This window comes from Chitinophaga sp. 22620, from assembly GCF_052044405.1.
Taxonomy (GTDB): domain Bacteria; phylum Bacteroidota; class Bacteroidia; order Chitinophagales; family Chitinophagaceae; genus Chitinophaga.
In genome coordinates this window covers 1,023,131-1,041,325 of record NZ_JBQEMV010000002.1, presented here as the reverse complement: position 1 = coordinate 1,041,325, position 18,195 = coordinate 1,023,131, and the positions used below count along the sequence as shown (strand labels likewise).

The window sequence follows — 18,195 nt, the reverse complement described above, 5'->3', positions numbered from 1 at the left end:
ATGAATGCAAAAGACCATTACGACAATCACCTGGCCGCCTTCTATGCCTGGATGACCGGGAATTTCGAGACGAAGCAGCAGGAACAGGAAGCCTATTTCTCCCGTAAGCACATTACCCCTTCCGGCAACCGCGTGGCGATCGACCTCGGCGCCGGCCACGGCCTGCAAACCATTTCGCTGGCAAACCTGGGCTTTACGGTTTTTGCGGTGGACTTCAACCAGCACCTTCTTTCAGAACTGAACGCCCGTGCCAAAGGCATGCCCGTGCGCACCATTCTCGCCAATCTCACCAACAGTGCGCAATACGCCATGGATGCGGAGCTGATCACCTGCATGGGCGACACCCTCACCCACCTGGAAAGCGTGCAGCAGGTAACCGCCCTGCTGGAGCAATGGCAGCAAATGCTGCCCGGCGGCGGCAGGCTGGTACTATCGTTCCGCGACCTCACGCAGGAGCTGCACGGGGAAGAGCGTTTCATTCCCGTAAGGGCGGAAGACGAACGGATCCATTCCTGTTTCCTGGAGTACTTCCCGGGATTTGTGAGGGTGTTTGATGTGCTGATGGAGAAAGTGAACGGGCAGTGGATACAGAAAGTAAGCAGCTATCAAAAGCTGCGGCTGGGAATTGAACAGATAAAAATGATGCTTACCGCCGCGGGTTTCACCGTCACAGACCACGAGGTGATTGCCCGGATGCATTACCTGGTGGCGGAAAAGAATAAGTAATGAGCCGCTAAGCCTGCTCCCGTTTTGGCAGAATGGCCACGGTGAGGCGGCTTACGCATACCAGTTTATGCTGATCGTCCGTAATACGGATGTCCCACACATGGGTGGTGCCGCCGAGGTGCAAAGGTTTGGCGATGGCATGCACATAACCTTCCCTTACGCCGCGCAGGTGGTTGGCATTGATCTCCAGGCCCACGCATATCAGCTTCTGCTGGTCTATTACCAGCGCGGAGGCCACGCTGCCAACGGTTTCGGCCAGCGCCGCGGAAGCCCCGCCATGCAGCAGGCCGTAGGGCTGAATGGTGCGGTGATCCACCGGCATCATGGCCCTGAGGTAGTCGGGGCCTATTTCCGTGAACTCCATACCCAGGTACGGCCCCATCGTATTGGCCGCATTTTCATTCAGCTGATCCAGCGAAATATCCAGGGAAAACCAGATTGGTTTCATGTTATATAGCTTTTTACGATTTTTTTCTTGAAGCCACCGTTTTGGCCACCGGTTCCGGCAGGAACTGCGCGGCATCGCCCCCATGGCGGATCACGTCTCTTACCAGGGTACTGGCGATAGTGGAATATTCGGGGGAACAGGTCAGGAAAACGGTTTCCACTTCATGGTCCATTTTCCGGTTGATGTCCGCGATCGCTTTTTCATATTCAAAATCACTCACGTAACGGATGCCTCTCAGGATGAACTGCGCTCCTATCTGTTTGCAGAAGTTCACGGTCAGCCCTTCATAAGAAGTTACCCTGATGCGGGGTTCGTTGCGGTATATTTCCTGTATCCATTCCACTCGCTGTTCTACGGTGAACATGGGTTCTTTGCCTGAATTCACCCCGATGCCGATCACCAGTTCGTCCACCAGCGGCAGCGCCCGGTCTATAATGTCGGTATGGCCCAGCGTTACGGGATCGAAAGTACCGGGGAATAAGCAGATTCTTCGCATACGGTATTGTTATTGTTCTCCGGGAGCGGGTTTCCTTAATTCCTCCCGGTTGATGAATATAGAGAAAATCGTGGTTCCGTAGTTCCGCTGCGTGCGGTAGTAGCTGAATTGTTTGTAATCGTTCCGTGGCGTATGCTCCAGCACAAACCAGCCTTCGGGTCTCAGCAGCTGCTTCCTGAAAATGATCTTCGGCAGCTCGTCTATTGTGTCGAGCGCATAGGGTGGCCCGGCGAATATAAAATCGAACTGCTCGCTGCATTGTTCCAGGAACCTGAATACGTCCATCCGCACCAGCTTGAGGTTCACCCCCAGTGTAGCAGCGGTTTTGGCGATGAAGTCCGCCATCGCATTGTCTTTCTCCACGATCGTCTGGTCCGCAGCCCCGCGCGACGCCAGTTCGTAACTGATGGCGCCCGTGCCACCAAAGATGTCCAGCGTTTTGAGCGTGGAGATGTCCAGGTTATTCTCGATAATATTAAAAAGGCCGCCTTTGGCAATATCGGTGGTGGGCCGTGTATGCGGCATATTAGCAGGGGGATTGATCCTGTGACCACCCAATGTTCCTCCTATTATACGCATAATGCCAGTGCATAAAGATTGTGGAAATGATGCGGCGGCAGCTCGTTCATTTTCGGGATATAAAGGTATCCATCCGGCCTGTGTACCCACTCCAGCCGCGGCAGGAAGCGGTTCAGCTCCTGGTATACCTGTGAATCCTGCATGAGGGCGCCGCCCAGCTTGATCCTGGCCTGCTGCTCCGCAAAACCCAGCTGGCGCAGGGAATTGACGATGTAATATACAATGTCGAGCCCGCTCCGGTAAGTGTATTGCTGCTGCATCTGCAGCTTGCCGGAGGCGTAGATGGTGAGTGTAAATTGCTGCGCCCCCACTTCAATATAGGCCACTCCTTCGGAGTGCTGGATATCCCGGTCTGCCTGGTACGCTTTCAGTAAAGCGGAATGGGCGTGGATGACCTGGTCCGTAGAGAATTCTTTCCTTAAAAACCCCAGCATATCCTTGTCCACCGCAAAAACATTCACCATTCCCAGGTCCGGAAGCATATCGGTGAGCACGGCTTCGTGCAGCTTTTCCGGCAGCACGGTGCGCAGGTAATCCTTTTTGAGCTGCGCCTGGTAATGCGCTTCAGGTACGAGCGTGTTATCCGGCGAATCGAAGGCCAGCAGCACCTGTTTGAATGCGGTAAACAAGAGCTTGTCCGCGTCAAAGATATGCTCGATCATCTCCAGGTCCGCCAGTGCAACGGTTTTCGGCTGGTAGCTATAGCTCTTCAGCGCCAGGAACTTCCTGCTCATCGGCAACAGTACCGCATAACTGAACGTACCGGCGCCGATCAGCACCAGCAGGGTACAATTGGTGAGGTCCGTCTCCAGCAGGGAGGCGTCGTCTATCGCGTATGTGGGTTGTATGGTATATGCCACGGGCATTGTAAATGTTGATGTTTCGGGACACAAAGTCCGCACAATAATAAACAAAAAGCTCCAACGGATACCTCAAATTTGATAAAAAAGAACTGGGCTGAGAGATTCCGGGGCGGAGGGCTCAGCTTTTTTATCAAATTTGAGGCATCCGTTTCCGGCCCCACAGGAAATGCCGGGCTTGACAGGCAAATGGTTGAAAACGGTAAGTTGGCAGGCTCAGCTTTTTTATCAAATTTGAGGTATCCGTTTCCGGCCCCACAGGAAATGCCGGGCTTGACAGGCAAATGATTGAAAACGGACGATGGAGAAGCATGCTGCACACTGGAATACTTATGCTTGTCTTCCTGGCACAGTTCACCCGGATCTTACCTGAAACACCATCGCTCCCAACCCGGCATTAATAAGCCGGAGCGGAGACGGGTAGCGGATATTTTATAAAAAAGCTGAGCCCGTTGCTACTAAAGACTAATGCCCAGTTCTTTTTTATAAAATATTCGATACCCGTTGGAGCGTTTTTCAATAAATTGCCGGACTTAATTTTTGGCGGGAACCTGACATATGCAAGTTAATTTATCGTACAGACAGATCATCACCATCGCCGGGCCTATTTGCCTTGCGCTTATCCTTCCGCAGATCAATCACATGACCAATGCCGCCTTCCTCGGGCATTTGGGCGAATTCCCCTTTGCGGTGAACGGCATAGCCGGTATTTATTATCTCGTAATGCACATGATCTCTTACGGGCTGAACAACGGCTTGCAGGTGCTTTTCGCGCGGAGGGCAGGTGAGATGAATTACGGCGGCATGGGGCCCATATTTTCCAACGGTTTGTTCCTTGCCATCGTCTTTTCCCTTTTTGCCATCCTGTTCACTTATACCGTTTCTCCCGCGTTCTTCTCCGCCACCCTTCACGACCCCGCCATCAGGGATGCAGCCACGGGGTTTGTGCGCATCAGGATATGGGGACTTCCCTTCCTCATGCTCATGAGCCTCTGCAACGCATTCTATATCGGCACCGGCAACACGCGGCTGCTGGCCATTACTTCTATTTTCCAGGAGATCGCCAACATTACGCTGGACTATGGATTTATCTTCGGCAAGCTCGGCCTGCCCGCGCTGGGACTCAACGGCGCGGCTTATGCATCTGTGATCGCGGAGGTGATAGGGTTTACGGCGGCGTACTGCCTGCTGTTCGGGCTTAATTTTCACGCCAGGTTCAGGCTGTTTGACCGGTTCAAACCCGAATGGGCAGCGATAAAAAATATACTCACCATATCCGCCCCGCTGATCGTGCAGTTCCTGTTCAGCATCGGCAGCTGGCTGGTGTTCTTTATTTTCATTGAGCACCTGGGGCAACGGCCGCTGGCAGTGTCTAACATGATGCGGAGCGTGTTCGGGCTGTTCGGGATATTCACCTGGGCGCTGGCTTCCACCTGCAATACAATGGTGAGCAACCTAATCGGGCAGGGACGCGAAGGGGATGTGTTGCCTCTGGTGAAAAGGATCATAGGAATAGCATTTCTTTGCGCCACGTCCGTCTGCCTGCTGATCAACCTATTCCCCTACCAGTTATTAAGAATATATACGAACGACGCTACGCTCATCACAGACGCGATCCCTTCCATCAGGGTATGTACGCTGGTGATGCTGCTTTCCGCCATGACGGCCATTACTTTCAACGGGGTGACCGGCACGGGCAATACACGCATCAACCTGCTGATCGAATTTGCGGCGGTGGCGGTATACCTTACTTATTGCATTGTAGTGATAGAAAAATGGCGGAGCGCGCTGCACTGGGCCTGGGGCGCCGAGTTCGTATACTGGAGCGTTATGGGCGGGCTGGCCTGGCTTTACCTGCGCAGCGGGCGCTGGAAAGGAAAAAAACTGGCTTAGCCACAGCTTGCGCGTTACTGCATCTCTTCCAGCATTTTTTTGCATTCCGCTTTATACGCCACATCGTCCTGGAAAATGGGGCGGAGCTTCATGGCTTTATTCAGCACTTCCATGCTTTGCGTTTCCTGGTTGTTCTGTTTAAAAGCGATGGCGAGGTCCAGGTAATTGATGATGAACGAAGGTTTCAGCTGCATACATTTCTCGTAACTGGCAATAGCGTCTTCCATGGTGCCGGGAGGAACGCCGCCGAATAATACTTTGGCTGCGGCTTTTTCGATGGAACTGAGGTTATGCAGGTCGAAGTTCCATTTGCCGATGAGGTGATATACTTCGCCGTAATCCGGTTTGAATTTGAGGGCAAGGTCCGCATACTTTTTCACTTCTTTCGCTGCCGCCACTTTTTCCTTTGCGCCGGAGATCTGTGCCAGGCGGGCATAGTACACGGCCTGGGCGTAATTGGCTTCAGGATTTTCCGGTTCCACTTTCAGCGCTTCGTAGGCGTATACCCTGGCCTGGTCGAACCATTCCTGTTTGGCGGCTTTATCTTTCTGGCGGGCGCCTTCGCGGCTGCATATCAGGCTGGCCTGGGTAAATGCGATAACATGACCGGGGGATACCTGCAACAGCTCCTTATATTTGGCGAGCGCCTCGGTTTCCTTCATTTGTTTGGTGAGCTGCTGTGCCTGGCTAAGCAATTCTTCAGCGCTTTGGGCCTTCACGCCCATCGCGATACCGCAGATCATCAGCAGGAAGATGGTTTTCTTAAGCATAGGACTTTTCGAATTTAAGGGTCACCAAAAATAAGTTTTCTCCCGGGTAAATAACAGGGAAGCTTCAATATTGTTTTTCGAGGCTCACCACGGAATAAGCCAGGTCGCCCCCGAAAGGCGGGGCCTGTTTCCGCAATGTGACCCTGGAATGGGTTACCGCCGGGTACCGCTCGCGGATGGCGGCGGTAATGTTATGTACCACCTGTTCCAGCAGGGGCTGCGGTACTTCCATCACGCGGCAGGCAATGCCGTACAGCTCTTCATAGTTCACCGATTCCGCCAGCATAGACGGATGCTCCGGCTCAGGGATGCTTACCTGGACGTCCAGGATAAAATGATTGCCCAGCACCTGTTCTTCTTTATACAAACCGTGGTAAGAGAAGAATTTAATACTTTCCAGCGCGATGGTCAGCATATGTAAAATATAAAAGGCCGGTTCAGCAAGGTATCCTGCTTTGGTAAAGTTCAGCGCCGCGCAATGCGGCGGCCGCTCTCCTGCTGAATTCCTCCCGGCCGGCCCTGTGATGAATATCCTGGTTACAGGTTCGGATAGCTGTTCGCGTTAACCGCGTCCTGCCGTTCTGCCCTGTGTTTATTAATGTCCTTTGGCAGACAGGTACCTTTCCGCATCCAGCGCGGCCATACAGCCGCTGCCCGCTGCCGTTACAGCCTGGCGGTAGATCTTGTCCTGCACGTCGCCACAGGCGAAAACGCCTTCCACGCTCGTTCTGGTGCTGCCGGGAACGGTTTTGATATAACCCTGGTCGTCCATTTCCAGCTTGCCTGCAAAAATGCCGGAGTTCGGCTGGTGGCCGATGGCAACGAAAAATGCGTTGACAGGTATTGTTTTTTCTTCTTTTGTTTGGGTATTGAGGATGCGTACGCCTTCTACCTTGTTCTCCCCGGTCACTTCCAGGGTCTCGGTGTTCCAGTATACCATGATGTTGGAAGTTTTGAGCACCCTGTCCTGCATCACCTTGCTGGCGCGCATCTCATGGCGGCGCACGAGCATATGCACGTTGGAGCAGATCTTGGAGAGGTAGAGCGCTTCTTCCGCCGCAGTATCTCCCGCGCCCACGATGGCGGCTTCTTTCCCGCGGAAGAAGAACCCGTCGCACACAGCGCAGGCGGAAACGCCGCTGCCGTTCAGCCGCTGTTCGCTGGGCAGGCCCAGCCATTTGGCGGAGGCCCCGGTGGCGATGATGATGGCGTCGGCGGTGATGGTCTTTTCTTCGTCTATTTCCACTTTATAAGGCTGTGAGCTGAGATCCACGGCGGTAGCCAAACCGTAACGGATATCGGCGCCCATGCGGGTGGCTTGTTTTTCGAAGTCTACCATCATTTCGGGCCCCTGGATGCCTTCGGGGTAGCCTGGATAATTTTCAACTTCGGTCGTGATGGTAAGTTGGCCTCCGGGCTGAATGCCCTGGTATAGGACGGGTTTCAGGTTGGCCCGGGCGGCATAAATGGCTGCCGTGTACCCCGCCGGGCCCGACCCGATGATCAGTACATGTACATGTTCCTGTGATGTTTTGTTTTCCATGCTGTTGTTTAATGGTGTTTTTAATGTGTTGGTGTTGGTTTTGATTTTATTTCGGAATAGTTATGGTTCTGTATGTTATGCTGTAGCCTCCCCAATACCCGAGCGCTCCCTGTACGTTCCCCAGTATACGCGTGGGCGATGCAAAGGGATTGCCGGTGGATGTATAGGCAAAATCTGCCGTGCGCCAGAAATCATAGGTACTATGATCTATGTTGCAAAATTTCAGCGTCACCGTATCTCCCTTGTCGAAGAAGCCGTAATCGTCAAAGTCAACGCTCCTGTTCTTGTCCAACCCCGGATCCAGCGGTACGTCGAAGCTGGTGCCGTTCACCACCTGGTCGTCGAATACTGAGTTGAGCCCCGGCAGGAAACGTTCGTTGTTCCGGGCGGTGAAATAACGGACATAATTGCCTCTTTCGGGAGGGTCCGTCACTTTCACCAGGATCCTGGCGCGGTCTGTATCGCTGCCGCCTGCATTTTTCCACCACATGCTGTCCAGCCGCAGGCGTGGCTGAGGGATGGTGGTGATGGCATGCAGCACTTTCCCTTCCGCCTCTATCCGCAGGGTGTAGCTTTTACCGGCTTCGCCGACGAAGGCGGTTTGCAGGTTGGCCGTGTCTATCGTATAAAAATGCAGGGCCACGCCGCCGGTGGTATCGGTGCTGTATTCACGCAGCTGGTGAGTACGGGCGCCGTTGCTGACGGTGATGGTCGCATTATGCACGAAAGATTCGAGCAATTGCTGCGGGGTGATCCGGCTGAAGTAGTTGAGGCTCCTGCTCAAACGCACCATGGGAAAGCTTCCCTGTTCAATAATCCCTTCTACCACCAGGAGGTCTTCACTACGCTGCGGGTCAACTTTGATTTCTTTTTCACAGGCTGTTCCGGTTACTGTCAGAAAAACGAGTGTGAAGTATGCCTTTCGCATAAGTTTGCAAATATAAAGGGGTGAAAGGAAATATTCGAATCGGGGGGAAACGTTTAGCATCTATATGACTCTATACTGGTATAGATGAACTTGATAGGTATAAAAAAAGGCATCCCGCCACATTACATAGGGCGGGATGCCTTTATCCCAGATTCGAAGATATAAGATAGTAGTATTAAACCAATTAACCCAGATAGGATTTCAGTGCGCCGCTATAGCGGGCCTTTTGCAGCCTTTTAATGGCTCTTTCCTTGATTTGGCGGATACGTTCCTTCGTCAAATCATACTTTTGTCCTATTTGTTCAATTGTCGCGCCGTTTTCACCATCCAGACCAAAGTACGCATTCACAATTTCCGCTTCGCGGGGGCTCAGGGACTTGAGCACGCGGCGGATCTCCTCACGCAGCGAATCCTGCATCACATCATCATCCGTCACATCGCCACCTTCCAGCAGATCGCCCATGGCCACATCTTCCGCTTCGTGCACGGGTGCGTCGAGGCTCATGTGGCGGGTATTGCTCTGGAAGATATTGTTGATCTCCGACTCAGACATTTCCAGGATCTCTGCCAGCTCTTCCGTGGAAGGCTCGCGCTCGTTCTCCTGCTCAAATGCCATGTAAGCTTTGTTCGCTTTATTGTAAGTGCCAATTTTGTTTTGCGGCAGGCGGACCAGACGGCCCTGCTCAGCCAATGCCTGTAAAATGGACTGGCGGATCCACCATACAGCATAAGAAATGAATTTGAAACCCTTGGTTTCATCGAAACGTTGTGCTGCCTTGATCAACCCTAAATTACCTTCATTGATGAGGTCGGAGAGGCTTAAGCCCTGGTGCTGATATTGTTTGGCCACAGAAACAACGAAACGAAGGTTTCCTGTAGTTAATCTTTCAAGAGCCCGCTGGTCGCCCATTTTAATGCGCTGGGCCAGTATGGTCTCTTCCTCTGGAGTTAACAAAGGGATCTTCGAGATTTCCTGCAGGTATTTTTCTACCGCCTGCGAATCACGATTGGTGATCTGGGTGGCAATTTTAAGTTGCCTCATATTTTAAAAGTATTGGTTTACGAATATTATATTAACAGCCGAAAGATAATTTTGTTGTAACATTTAAATGGTATATCTTACACGGTTGCGAAATTAGCCTGCAAAGATCGTGCTAATCCCCCACTCTTCCAAATTGCTACGGATATGGTTAGGTTGGGTTACGGATACCTTGGGTAAGACGCTCATTACCTGTTCACTTTCAATAGCTGAGCACTTGCTGAAGAACAGTCTCTATGCCTGTTCATTATAACAAAGTACTCCATATAAACGGAATTTAATAGTGAATCCGTCAGTATTTCCGGGGGTTTATCTAAATTTTAACAATTGAAAAATATACACATTCAAATTAGCAACTTCTCTAATTTATTTAACCACCTATTGCAAAATTTTTAATGGATTTCAGGAGCGACACTTTTACCAAACCCACTCCGGCCATGCTGGAGGCCATGCTTAACGCCCCCGTGGGCGACGATGTTTTCTGTGAAGACCCATCCGTAAATGAACTGGAAGCCAGGATGTCAGCGCTTTTTGGCATGGAGGCAGCGCTTTACTGCCCTTCCGGCACAATGAGCAACCAGATCGCTATCAAAGTACACACCCGTCCGGGAGATGAAGTGATCTGCAGCAGCCTCGCCCACGTATACATCTACGAAGGCGGCGGCATCGCGTTCAACGCCGGCGCGCAGGTACGCCCGCTGGAAGGCGACCGCGGCATGATCACAGCCGCTGATGTGGAAGCAGCCATCAACCCGGATGATGTGCACAAAGCCCGCACTTCCCTCGTGTGCCTGGAAAACACCTCCAACCGCGGAGGCGGATGCTGCTACAGCTGGGAAGAGATCGAAAAGATCAAAGCAGTTTGCACCGAACACGGCCTGCAACTGCACCTGGACGGCGCCCGGCTGTTCAACGCACTGCTGTCTGTCGGGCAAACGCCCGCCCAGTACGGCCAGGTATTCAACAGCATTTCCGTTTGCCTCAATAAAGGCCTCGGCTGCCCCATGGGCTCCGTACTGCTGGGCAGCGCGGCTTTCATCAAAGAAGCGCGCCGCATTCGCAAAAAGCTTGGCGGAGGCATGCGCCAGGCCGGCTACATGGCCGCCACAGGCATTTACGCGCTGGAACATCATGTGGAGAGGCTGGCAGACGATCATACACACGCCAAAATGATCGCCGCTGCCCTGCTGGAACAGGCCTTCACCGGCCATATGCTGCCGGTGGAAACCAATATCCTCATTTTTGAAGTGCACGGCGGCTGGACGCCCGTGAAGTTCCGCGACTACATGGAACGCGAGGGCATCCGCGTAATGGCCATCTCTCCCACCCAGGTCAGAATGGTCCTTCACCTGGACATTACCCCCGAAATGGTGGAAAAAACGATAGAAGTGATCCGCACGATGGCATAACTGCTATAACTATACGAAAAAGCCGTCCCGGATGAGCGGGACGGCTTTTTTTATACAAAGCAGGAGAACGGAGATTTTCGGTGAAACTTTCATATTTGTGAGTTTGAGGTTACGTGATCATTCAGGAACAGGGGCCAAACGCTTCAATAACTCGAAAATAATGCTATGTTTCAACAGCCAATCCCGTAAAAATACCTGTTTTCAGAACCCTCCATTCCTTTCAGAGCCCGGCAGCCGCCGGCTCCCATCATAAAAATTCAATATATTGACCGCTGATTTCCTTCTCTCCTGAATCTCCGCTATTTTTGCAGACCTTATTATGAACAGCATGGAACTTTCGAAGAATTACATTCCTGCCTCGGCAGAAGACAAATGGTACCAGTATTGGATGGACAAGCAGTATTTCCGCTCCGTTCCCGACGAACGGCCTCCCTTTACCGTCGTGATCCCCCCGCCAAACGTAACGGGCGTGCTCCACATGGGCCATACGCTGAATGAGACCGTGCAGGACATCCTGGTGCGCCATGCCCGCATGAGCGGCTTCAATGCCTGCTGGGTGCCCGGCAGCGACCATGCTTCCATTGCCACCGAATCGAAGGTGGTGAATATGCTGAAAGATGAAAAAGGCATCGAAAAAAGCCAGCTTACCCGCCAGGAATTCCTGAAATACGCCTACGAATGGAAAGAGAAATACGGCGGCATCATTTACCACCAGATCAAAAAACTGGGCTGCTCTGTGGATTGGGACCGTGTGACCTTCACCATGGACGACCATTATTACCAGGCCGTTATCCGCGTGTTTGTTGACCTGTATAACAAAGGACTGATCTACCGCGGCGCCCGCATGATCAACTGGGACCCGAAGGCCAAAACCGCGCTCAGCGACGAGGAGGTGGAATACAAAGAGATCAATGGCAAGCTCTATCATGTAAAATACGCCGTGGTGAACGCAGCCGGCGAAGCCACCGGTGAATTCATCACCATCGCCACCCAGCGCCCCGAAACCATCATGGGCGACACGGCCATCTGCGTGAACCCCGGCGATGAGCGTTACGCCCAACTGAAAGGCCACTTTGCCGTGGTGCCGCTGGTGAACCGCAAGGTGCCCGTGATCTTCGACGAATATGTAGACAAAGAATTCGGTACCGGCGCGCTCAAAGTAACGCCCGCACACGATATCAACGACTATAACCTGGGCCTGAAACATAACCTCGAAGTGGTGGACACCCTGAACGACGACGGCACGCTGAGCGCAGCAGCCGAAGTGTTCGTGGGCGAAGACCGCTTCCGCGCCCGCAAAAAAGTAGTGGCCGCGCTCGCGGAACAGGGCCTGCTCGTAAAAGAACAGGAATACACCACCCGCCTGGGCTACAGTCAACGTAACCCGGACACCGTAGTGGAGCCGCGCATTTCCACGCAATGGTTCGTGAAAATGGCGGACATGGCGCAACCCGCGCTGGATGCGGTAGTGAACGGCGATGTGAAGATCCATCCCGGCGACCGCTTCCTGGCAACCTACAAATACTGGATGGAGAACGTGAAGGACTGGTGTATTTCCCGCCAGCTGTGGTGGGGCCAGCAGATCCCCGCCTGGTACGACGATGCGGGCCAGTTCGTGGTAGCGGAAACCCTTGCGGACGCGCTGAAGCTGTATGCGGAGAAATTCGGCAAAACCGTTGAAACGCTCCGCCAGGACGAAGACTGCCTGGATACCTGGTTCTCTTCCTGGCTCTGGCCCATGGAAGTTTTCAACGGCATCAGCCAGCCCGATAACGCGGACATCAACTATTATTATCCTACTTCCGTGCTCGTTACCGGCCAGGATATCATCTTTTTCTGGGTGGCCCGTATGATCATGGCCGGCCTGGAATACAAGCAGGTAAAACCTTTCAGCGACGTGTACTTCACCGGTATGGTGCGCGACAAGCTGGGGCGCAAGATGAGCAAGCAGCTCGGCAACTCACCGGACCTGCTGGAACTGATAGAACGTTTCGGCGCGGACGCTGTGCGTTTCGGCATCATGATCTCCTCCCCCGCGGGCAACGACCTGCTGTTCGACGATACCAGCTGCGAGCAGGGCCGCAACTTCAACAACAAGATGTGGAACGCCCTCAAGCTGGTGAAAATGTGGAAACCCGCCGCAGACACAGGCGCGCCCGTTCCTGAATTCGCGGTGGAATGGATGGAGAACCGCCTGAACGAAGTGCATGCGGAAGTGGAAAAGCTCTTTAAGGACTTCCGCCTCAGCGAAGCCCTCAAAGCCATATACAGCCTCATTTGGGACGATTTCTGCTCCTGGTACCTGGAATGGATCAAGCCCGGTTTTGAACAGCCTATCGACGCGGGCGTGTATGAAAAGACCATCGGCTTCTTCGAACGCCTCGTGCAGCTGCTGCATCCTTTCATGCCTTTCGTAACAGAAGAGCTGTATCACCTGCTGCGCGACCGCCAGGCGGGAGACGACCTGGTGATCCGCCAGTTCGCCGCGCCCGCCGCCACTCACCAGCCTGTGCTGGTAGAAGGAGCGCTGGCCAAGGAAGTGATCACCAGCATCCGCGATGCGCGTAATAAAAACCAGGTGAAACCGAAAGACACCATTGCGCTGTACATCGAAACGCGCCATGAGAACGCCTTTAAGCGCATCGAAAGCATACTGGCCAAACAATTGAACACACGCGAGCTGACCTACACCAAAGCCGCTGTGCCGGGCGCCGTATCGCTGGTGGTGGGCAAGGATAAGTTCTATATGGTAACGGATACCGAGGTGGACCCTGCCGCGCAGAAAGAGCAGCTGCTGAAAGATCTTGTTTATCAACAGGGCTTCCTGAAGTCTGTAGACGCGAAGCTGGCCAATGAGAAATTTGTGCAGAACGCCAAACCTGAAGCTGTGGAAGCCGAGCGCCGCAAGAAAGCGGATTGCGAAGCCCGCATCCAGGCCATCGAAGAAAGTCTCAAACTGTTATAATTTAAAGGCCCGTCCCGCGTTTAGTAACCTGGACGGGCTTTTATAATTCCCTATGATGCAGAAACTATTTTACACGGTCTTGTTTTTCATTTGCTGCAGCGCTGCGGCCAGCGCACAGGCGAAAAAACCGACTTCCTCCCAAAAGCCTGCACAAAAGCCGGCCGCGAAGGAAAAGCCGCTTAGTTTCCGCACTACCTGGGGCATTTATTTAAGCGATACGCTGCCCCGCCCCGAAGTGGTGAAGCTCCTCGATTCCTCGCTGGTAGTGCGGGATCAGAAGAACAACAAATTCCCCGTCGTGTCTTTCGACTTCACTTACGAATCCAAAGAACCTTACCTGAACGATACCACGCAGCAGGTCGGCTTTTACACCGAAACCACCGGCGATTCCTTCAAAAGCAACAAGCTCAGCCCCTTGTGGAGCACCCGGCTGAAAGAAACCGTGCAAAAAGGCGAGATATTATTGTTCTCCAACATCGTGATCCGCTATACAGAAGATAAATATTACCGCGTGCCGGAATTGCGCATCGTGGTGAACTGATCATTCTCCCTGCCCCATCAGCAAGCCCCAGGGGCGCATATTCGGTATCCTGTCGAAGATAATTTTCAGCAAAGCCATCGCGGGTATGGAAACGAACATACCGGCAATCCCCCATATCATGCTGCCGATAAACACGCCCAGCAGGGTGATCATCGCGTTGATGGACACTTTCGAGCCTACGATCCGCGGCAGCAGCACGTTTGCATCAAGCAGGTGAATGCCGAACATAATGAGCGCCGCCCACAAAGCCTGTGCGCCGGTGCCCGTGGTTAAGGTCACCAGCACCGTTACCAGTATCGTTACTACCATCCCGATGTAAGGGATCACGTTGAAAATGGCGCCCAGCGTGCCTAAGAGCACCGCGTACTTCACGCCGAGGGACAGCAGCGCAATGATGTAAAGCGCCGCCACTACGATCATTTCAATAAAAAGGCCCACCACGTAACTCTTGATCACCACGCGCGAATGCGCCATCACTTCATGCACTTCATCCGCATGCTCGCGTTTGAAAAGCTTCAGCAAAAAGTTCATCAGCAGGCGGCGGTAGAACAATAAAAAGAAAGTATACAAGGGAATGAACACGAGGAAAATAAGCACCGAAGAAACGGACGACACGGCGTTCATCACAAACTGGCTCACCGTGCTCACGCTCTTCGCAGCCGTTTCGTTGATCCAGGCCACCTGCTGGTCCGAATCGATCTTGAATTTCTCGTCTATCCAAATGGTGAGCTCGTTGGCCAGCGTCATCATCCTTTTTTCCAGTACCGGCAGGTCGTTGAGGAAAGTGGAAGTTTGCCAGGAGATAAAATACACCATGCCGAGCATTGCCATCACAAACAGCAGCACAGCGATGGTGGAAGCCCAGGCGCGGGAGAGTTTCATTTTTTCCAGTCCCTGCGCCAAAGGCAGCAACAGCACGGCAAAGAGGAAGCCGAAAGCCACCGGCGCCAGTATTTCCTTCATGGTGCGGAGTATCACCACGATCAGCACAAGGCTCAGCAGTACATGGCTCAGTTTGATGTAAAAAGGCGGTTTATTGGATAAAGGTTTCATGATCTGTTTTTAGAAAGAAAACAATTGCTGCAAAGGCACGATAAATTCAAACCGGTCTTTCCGCGAAGGGCCGCCGGGGTTGGTGTTCAACAGGTAACTGTAACGCATTCCGAAAGTAAACGGCAGCACGTTCCCGATCTTTGTATCGAAGAAAAGCTCTCCCCCCGTGGATGCATAAGTAACATCCTGCCTGCTTCTAAAGTTGTATGCGGAGCTGTAATCATAAAAAGCGTTGCCCCTGATGCGCGAGAAATACAGCAGGTTCGCAAATCCCCAATCCGGGTATGCTACCGGGAAATGATAGTTGGCGCCCACTTTCCAGATATGCTCGTAGAAAGGTTTGCTGTAGCCTCTTGCGTACACAAAATTATCGGTGAAGGAATACCGCAGCATGGTATCCCGCTGCTGGTAAGCGCCCTGCAACACGATGCTGTGATTGGCTGAAAGGCCCGGCAGGTAGAGGTCCAGGCGGCCATACAGCTGTTCCGCCGGCACATTGTTCACCGATTTGTTATAACGCGCGCTCAGCGACTGCCCGAAGTGCGAATAAATATTCTGCAATGCCTTTACACGCTGGCTGGAGAAACCCAGGGCGAGGTCCAGGTACTGGATATGGCTGTCGCGGAAGCGGTATTTGGAATTGTTGGCGGGGGTACGGTTCACTTCATGGTAGTTGCCGCTGATGGTAAGGCCCGTAAAATATTTCCCGGCGGAAAAGGTCAACGGGATGCTCATGCCGCCGAACCAGTCCAGCTCATTCCAGGTTACCTGCACGGTGTCGTTCACGAAGAGGTAACGCTGCATGCGGTAGTCCGCCCCGGTGCGCAGGTAAGGGAAAAACCCTGCGTAAGTAAGCTGCCCGCTGATGGCGGGGCTGCTTTCGTTGGTGTTGTAATATGCGCCCACGGCTGTTTGCAGTGTGCCCAGCACGTTATCGCCGTAGAGGTACAAACCATATTCCGGATCGTTGATGCTCGGTATCCAGCTGTGAAAATTAAAGAGACGGTGTGATTTACGGTATTTGCGGACTTCCTGGTTACCTGACGGTACTTTATCCAGGATATTACCTTCCTCGCCCAGATCGGGCTTTAACCATACGCTGTGATGGTCCTGCTTTGGATCGAAGGGGGTGCTGCCTTCCAGCGGTTTTTGCAACAGCTTGTAGCCTTCCGTGGTAAACTCGCTGAAAACGATCCTGTTGTTCTGCACCGCCATATGGCTCACGCCGTTGGGACGGTGGGTGACCTGCTGTACCGGGCCGCCGTCCAGCGAAACGGCGTAAACGTTGTCCGCATCGCCGAAGGAAGCCTGGAAATAAACGGTATTGCCTTTGATGCTGGAAATGCCGATGGTGGGGGTTCCGAAGGGAATGAGGTATTCGACGCCGGCTTGGGCGGCACGTATCCGTGGCAGGTTTTTGATCGCGGAATCTGTTGGGGTACCAGGCGGAAGTGAAATCCATTCGCCTTTGGCACCCGCGCCTGTCCTGCCCGGCAGCAAGGGGCTCAGCCGTTGTTTGATGAGCGCCATCCTGCCCTGCTGGTCACGTACGGCGCTTACAATATGTTGGTCATCGTCGGTGAACTTAGGATAAGTGTAATACCAGTTGTCCGGGTTGATAAGGCTCCCCGTTACCGTGCCTGTAGCGGCATCCAGGATCTCCAGCCCGTATTGCTGTTCAGGCGTTACGGCATTTACAACGATCATTTTCCCGTCATGGCTCAGGTCCGGCGAAAAACAGCGGCGCTCCTGCTTCAGCGTCGCGGCACGCCCGGTTTGCCGGTCGTATACCTTCACAACGGAATAATCGATCCTGTTCCAGCGGGGGTTGTAACGGCTTTCCGTCCACAGGATGCGGTTGTTGCGGTAGCTGAAATAGTCGTCGAAACCAACGCCGGGGCGCGTTATCAGCTCTTCGCGGCCATCTGCATGCCGCAGCCGGAAGCTGGCGATCTGTTTGTATGAATTAGTCAGGTAGATCAAGGTGCTGTCGTCCACCGCGTATACATACCGGTAATTGGAAACGGTGCGGCCCGCGGGCGTGAGTGTATCGGCCTTTTCCACTTCCCTTGGCGTCCAGGCTTTTTTATAATGGTCCAGCGAAGCGGCGAAGAACGCGGCTGCGTTTTTGCCGGTGCGGCGTTTCAGGCTCTGGCTGAAGGGATAGAATACGCCCCGGTAGCGCACGGCATCGTCCGTTACGTCTTTCCAGAAATCTTTCCCGTACTGCAGCCGCCCGTAGCTGCTCATAAGATAGCCGGTATGGTAATGGCTGGGCATGTATTTCCTGTAAGAGCCGTTGCGGACCTGCATGTAGCTGTATTTTTTATCCGACAGCGTGATCGCCCTGAACCCGTCGAAAAAGGCCGGCAAACGCCCCCTGCCCTGCAGGCTGAGCGCCGTTTCCATCACCACCGCATCGCCTTCCCAGAACCAGTCGGGCACCGCAATGCTGTTGGCCGCGCCCTGCCCCAGTTCCCCGCCAAGGTAATAGAGCAGCTTGCTCACGCCTTTCCGGAAATTGTTGTTTTGCGCCACATGCCGGTATTCGTGCAGGGCCAGCTGGTCCAGCCAGTTGATGGACCCGAGGTCTGTACTGTTGGGTGGCGGGGTAATGAAAAACTCGGAACGGAAAGGGCCTACCTGAACATACCCGTTGGATTGGAGGGTCTGATGCTGCAGGATGATATTGACCTTTCTCACCTGTGGCCCGAGGCTGCCGGTATTGAACCGGCTCATGTGCTGCACGAGATCCGCCACCCGGCGGCCCTGCGCTTCCATGCCATAGGGAAAGATGACCCTCACCGTATCCGTATTCACCTGTTGCCACTTCTGGGAGGGCGGGTTTCCACCGAATAATTGTGCAGCCGCCTGGTTGGCTAATAAAACGGCCACGGCAAGGCATAGTAATCTTTGCATATAAGAAGGGTTAGGCACCGGGAAAC

16 protein-coding genes are annotated in these 18,195 nt (G+C 53.3%); 5 read left to right on the top strand and 11 right to left on the bottom strand.

Annotation, left to right across the window (positions count from 1 at the left end):
• Nucleotides 1–726 carry a class I SAM-dependent methyltransferase gene (locus tag ACTJIK_RS13915; RefSeq protein ID WP_440647039.1) on the top strand — a complete coding sequence of 242 codons (726 nt, stop codon included), beginning with the start codon at nt 1–3 and terminating at the stop codon, nt 724–726.
• Between the two features lie 7 nt (nt 727–733).
• Here the strand turns inward: ACTJIK_RS13915 and ACTJIK_RS13910 are convergent, their stop codons facing one another.
• The 4 genes from ACTJIK_RS13910 to ACTJIK_RS13895 are packed head-to-tail and all read right to left on the bottom strand — an operon-like array spanning nt 734 to nt 3,115.
• On the bottom strand, nt 734–1,174 hold the full coding sequence (locus tag ACTJIK_RS13910) for a hotdog fold thioesterase (RefSeq protein WP_440647037.1): 441 nt from the start codon (nt 1,172–1,174) through the stop codon (nt 734–736).
• 13 nt (nt 1,175–1,187) lie between these two features.
• On the bottom strand, nt 1,188–1,670 hold the full coding sequence (gene coaD / locus ACTJIK_RS13905) for a pantetheine-phosphate adenylyltransferase (RefSeq protein WP_440647035.1): 483 nt from the start codon (nt 1,668–1,670) through the stop codon (nt 1,188–1,190).
• 9 nt (nt 1,671–1,679) lie between these two features.
• Nucleotides 1,680–2,195, bottom strand: a complete 516-nt coding sequence (locus tag ACTJIK_RS13900; RefSeq protein ID WP_440647033.1) for an RsmD family RNA methyltransferase — start codon at nt 2,193–2,195, stop codon at nt 1,680–1,682.
• A gap of 44 nt (nt 2,196–2,239) precedes the next feature.
• The gene (locus ACTJIK_RS13895) at nt 2,240–3,115 is read right to left on the bottom strand and encodes a DUF3822 family protein (protein WP_440647031.1); all 876 of its coding nucleotides are present in this window, start codon (nt 3,113–3,115) and stop codon (nt 2,240–2,242) included.
• Between the two features lie 552 nt (nt 3,116–3,667).
• Between ACTJIK_RS13895 and ACTJIK_RS13890 the strand changes: the two genes are divergently transcribed.
• Entirely contained in the window at nt 3,668–5,002 is a 1,335-nt protein-coding gene (locus ACTJIK_RS13890; protein ID WP_440647029.1) for an MATE family efflux transporter, read from the top strand.
• 14 nt (nt 5,003–5,016) lie between these two features.
• Here the strand turns inward: ACTJIK_RS13890 and ACTJIK_RS13885 are convergent, their stop codons facing one another.
• The 5 genes from ACTJIK_RS13885 to ACTJIK_RS13865 form a co-directional block, all read right to left on the bottom strand.
• Nucleotides 5,017–5,772 (bottom strand): hypothetical protein, encoded by a 756-nt coding sequence (locus ACTJIK_RS13885; protein WP_440647027.1) that lies wholly within the window; start codon nt 5,770–5,772, stop codon nt 5,017–5,019.
• 64 nt (nt 5,773–5,836) lie between these two features.
• On the bottom strand, nt 5,837–6,187 hold the full coding sequence (locus ACTJIK_RS13880) for a dihydroneopterin aldolase (protein WP_440647025.1): 351 nt from the start codon (nt 6,185–6,187) through the stop codon (nt 5,837–5,839).
• Nucleotides 6,188–6,367: 180 nt separating this feature from the next.
• Complete coding sequence (gene trxB / locus ACTJIK_RS13875; RefSeq protein WP_440647023.1) at nt 6,368–7,315, bottom strand: thioredoxin-disulfide reductase; 948 nt, start codon at nt 7,313–7,315, stop codon at nt 6,368–6,370.
• Nucleotides 7,316–7,361: 46 nt separating this feature from the next.
• Nucleotides 7,362–8,243 (bottom strand): DUF4249 domain-containing protein, encoded by an 882-nt coding sequence (locus ACTJIK_RS13870; RefSeq protein ID WP_440647021.1) that lies wholly within the window; start codon nt 8,241–8,243, stop codon nt 7,362–7,364.
• A gap of 184 nt (nt 8,244–8,427) precedes the next feature.
• On the bottom strand, nt 8,428–9,285 hold the full coding sequence (locus tag ACTJIK_RS13865) for a sigma-70 family RNA polymerase sigma factor (RefSeq protein WP_109698810.1): 858 nt from the start codon (nt 9,283–9,285) through the stop codon (nt 8,428–8,430).
• A gap of 392 nt (nt 9,286–9,677) precedes the next feature.
• On the opposite strand from ACTJIK_RS13865, the gene ACTJIK_RS13860 reads away from it, so the two are divergent.
• The 3 genes from ACTJIK_RS13860 to ACTJIK_RS13850 all read left to right on the top strand — a co-directional run bounded on the left by ACTJIK_RS13860 (nt 9,678) and on the right by ACTJIK_RS13850 (nt 14,197).
• Complete coding sequence (locus ACTJIK_RS13860) at nt 9,678–10,691, top strand: threonine aldolase family protein (protein ID WP_440647018.1); 1,014 nt, start codon at nt 9,678–9,680, stop codon at nt 10,689–10,691.
• 328 nt (nt 10,692–11,019) lie between these two features.
• Nucleotides 11,020–13,656: a valine--tRNA ligase gene (locus tag ACTJIK_RS13855; RefSeq protein WP_440647016.1), complete on the top strand. Its 2,637-nt coding sequence runs from the start codon at nt 11,020–11,022 to the stop codon at nt 13,654–13,656.
• A 52-nt stretch (nt 13,657–13,708) separates the two neighbouring features.
• A complete protein-coding gene (locus ACTJIK_RS13850) occupies nt 13,709–14,197 on the top strand; it encodes a hypothetical protein (RefSeq protein ID WP_440647014.1) in 489 nt (162 codons plus the stop codon).
• On the opposite strand, the gene ACTJIK_RS13845 is transcribed toward ACTJIK_RS13850, so the two are convergent.
• Entirely contained in the window at nt 14,198–15,250 is a 1,053-nt protein-coding gene (locus tag ACTJIK_RS13845; protein WP_440647012.1) for an AI-2E family transporter, read from the bottom strand.
• A gap of 9 nt (nt 15,251–15,259) precedes the next feature.
• Nucleotides 15,260–18,169: a hypothetical protein gene (locus ACTJIK_RS13840; protein WP_440647010.1), complete on the bottom strand. Its 2,910-nt coding sequence runs from the start codon at nt 18,167–18,169 to the stop codon at nt 15,260–15,262.
• Nucleotides 18,170–18,195: the final 26 nt, after the last annotated feature.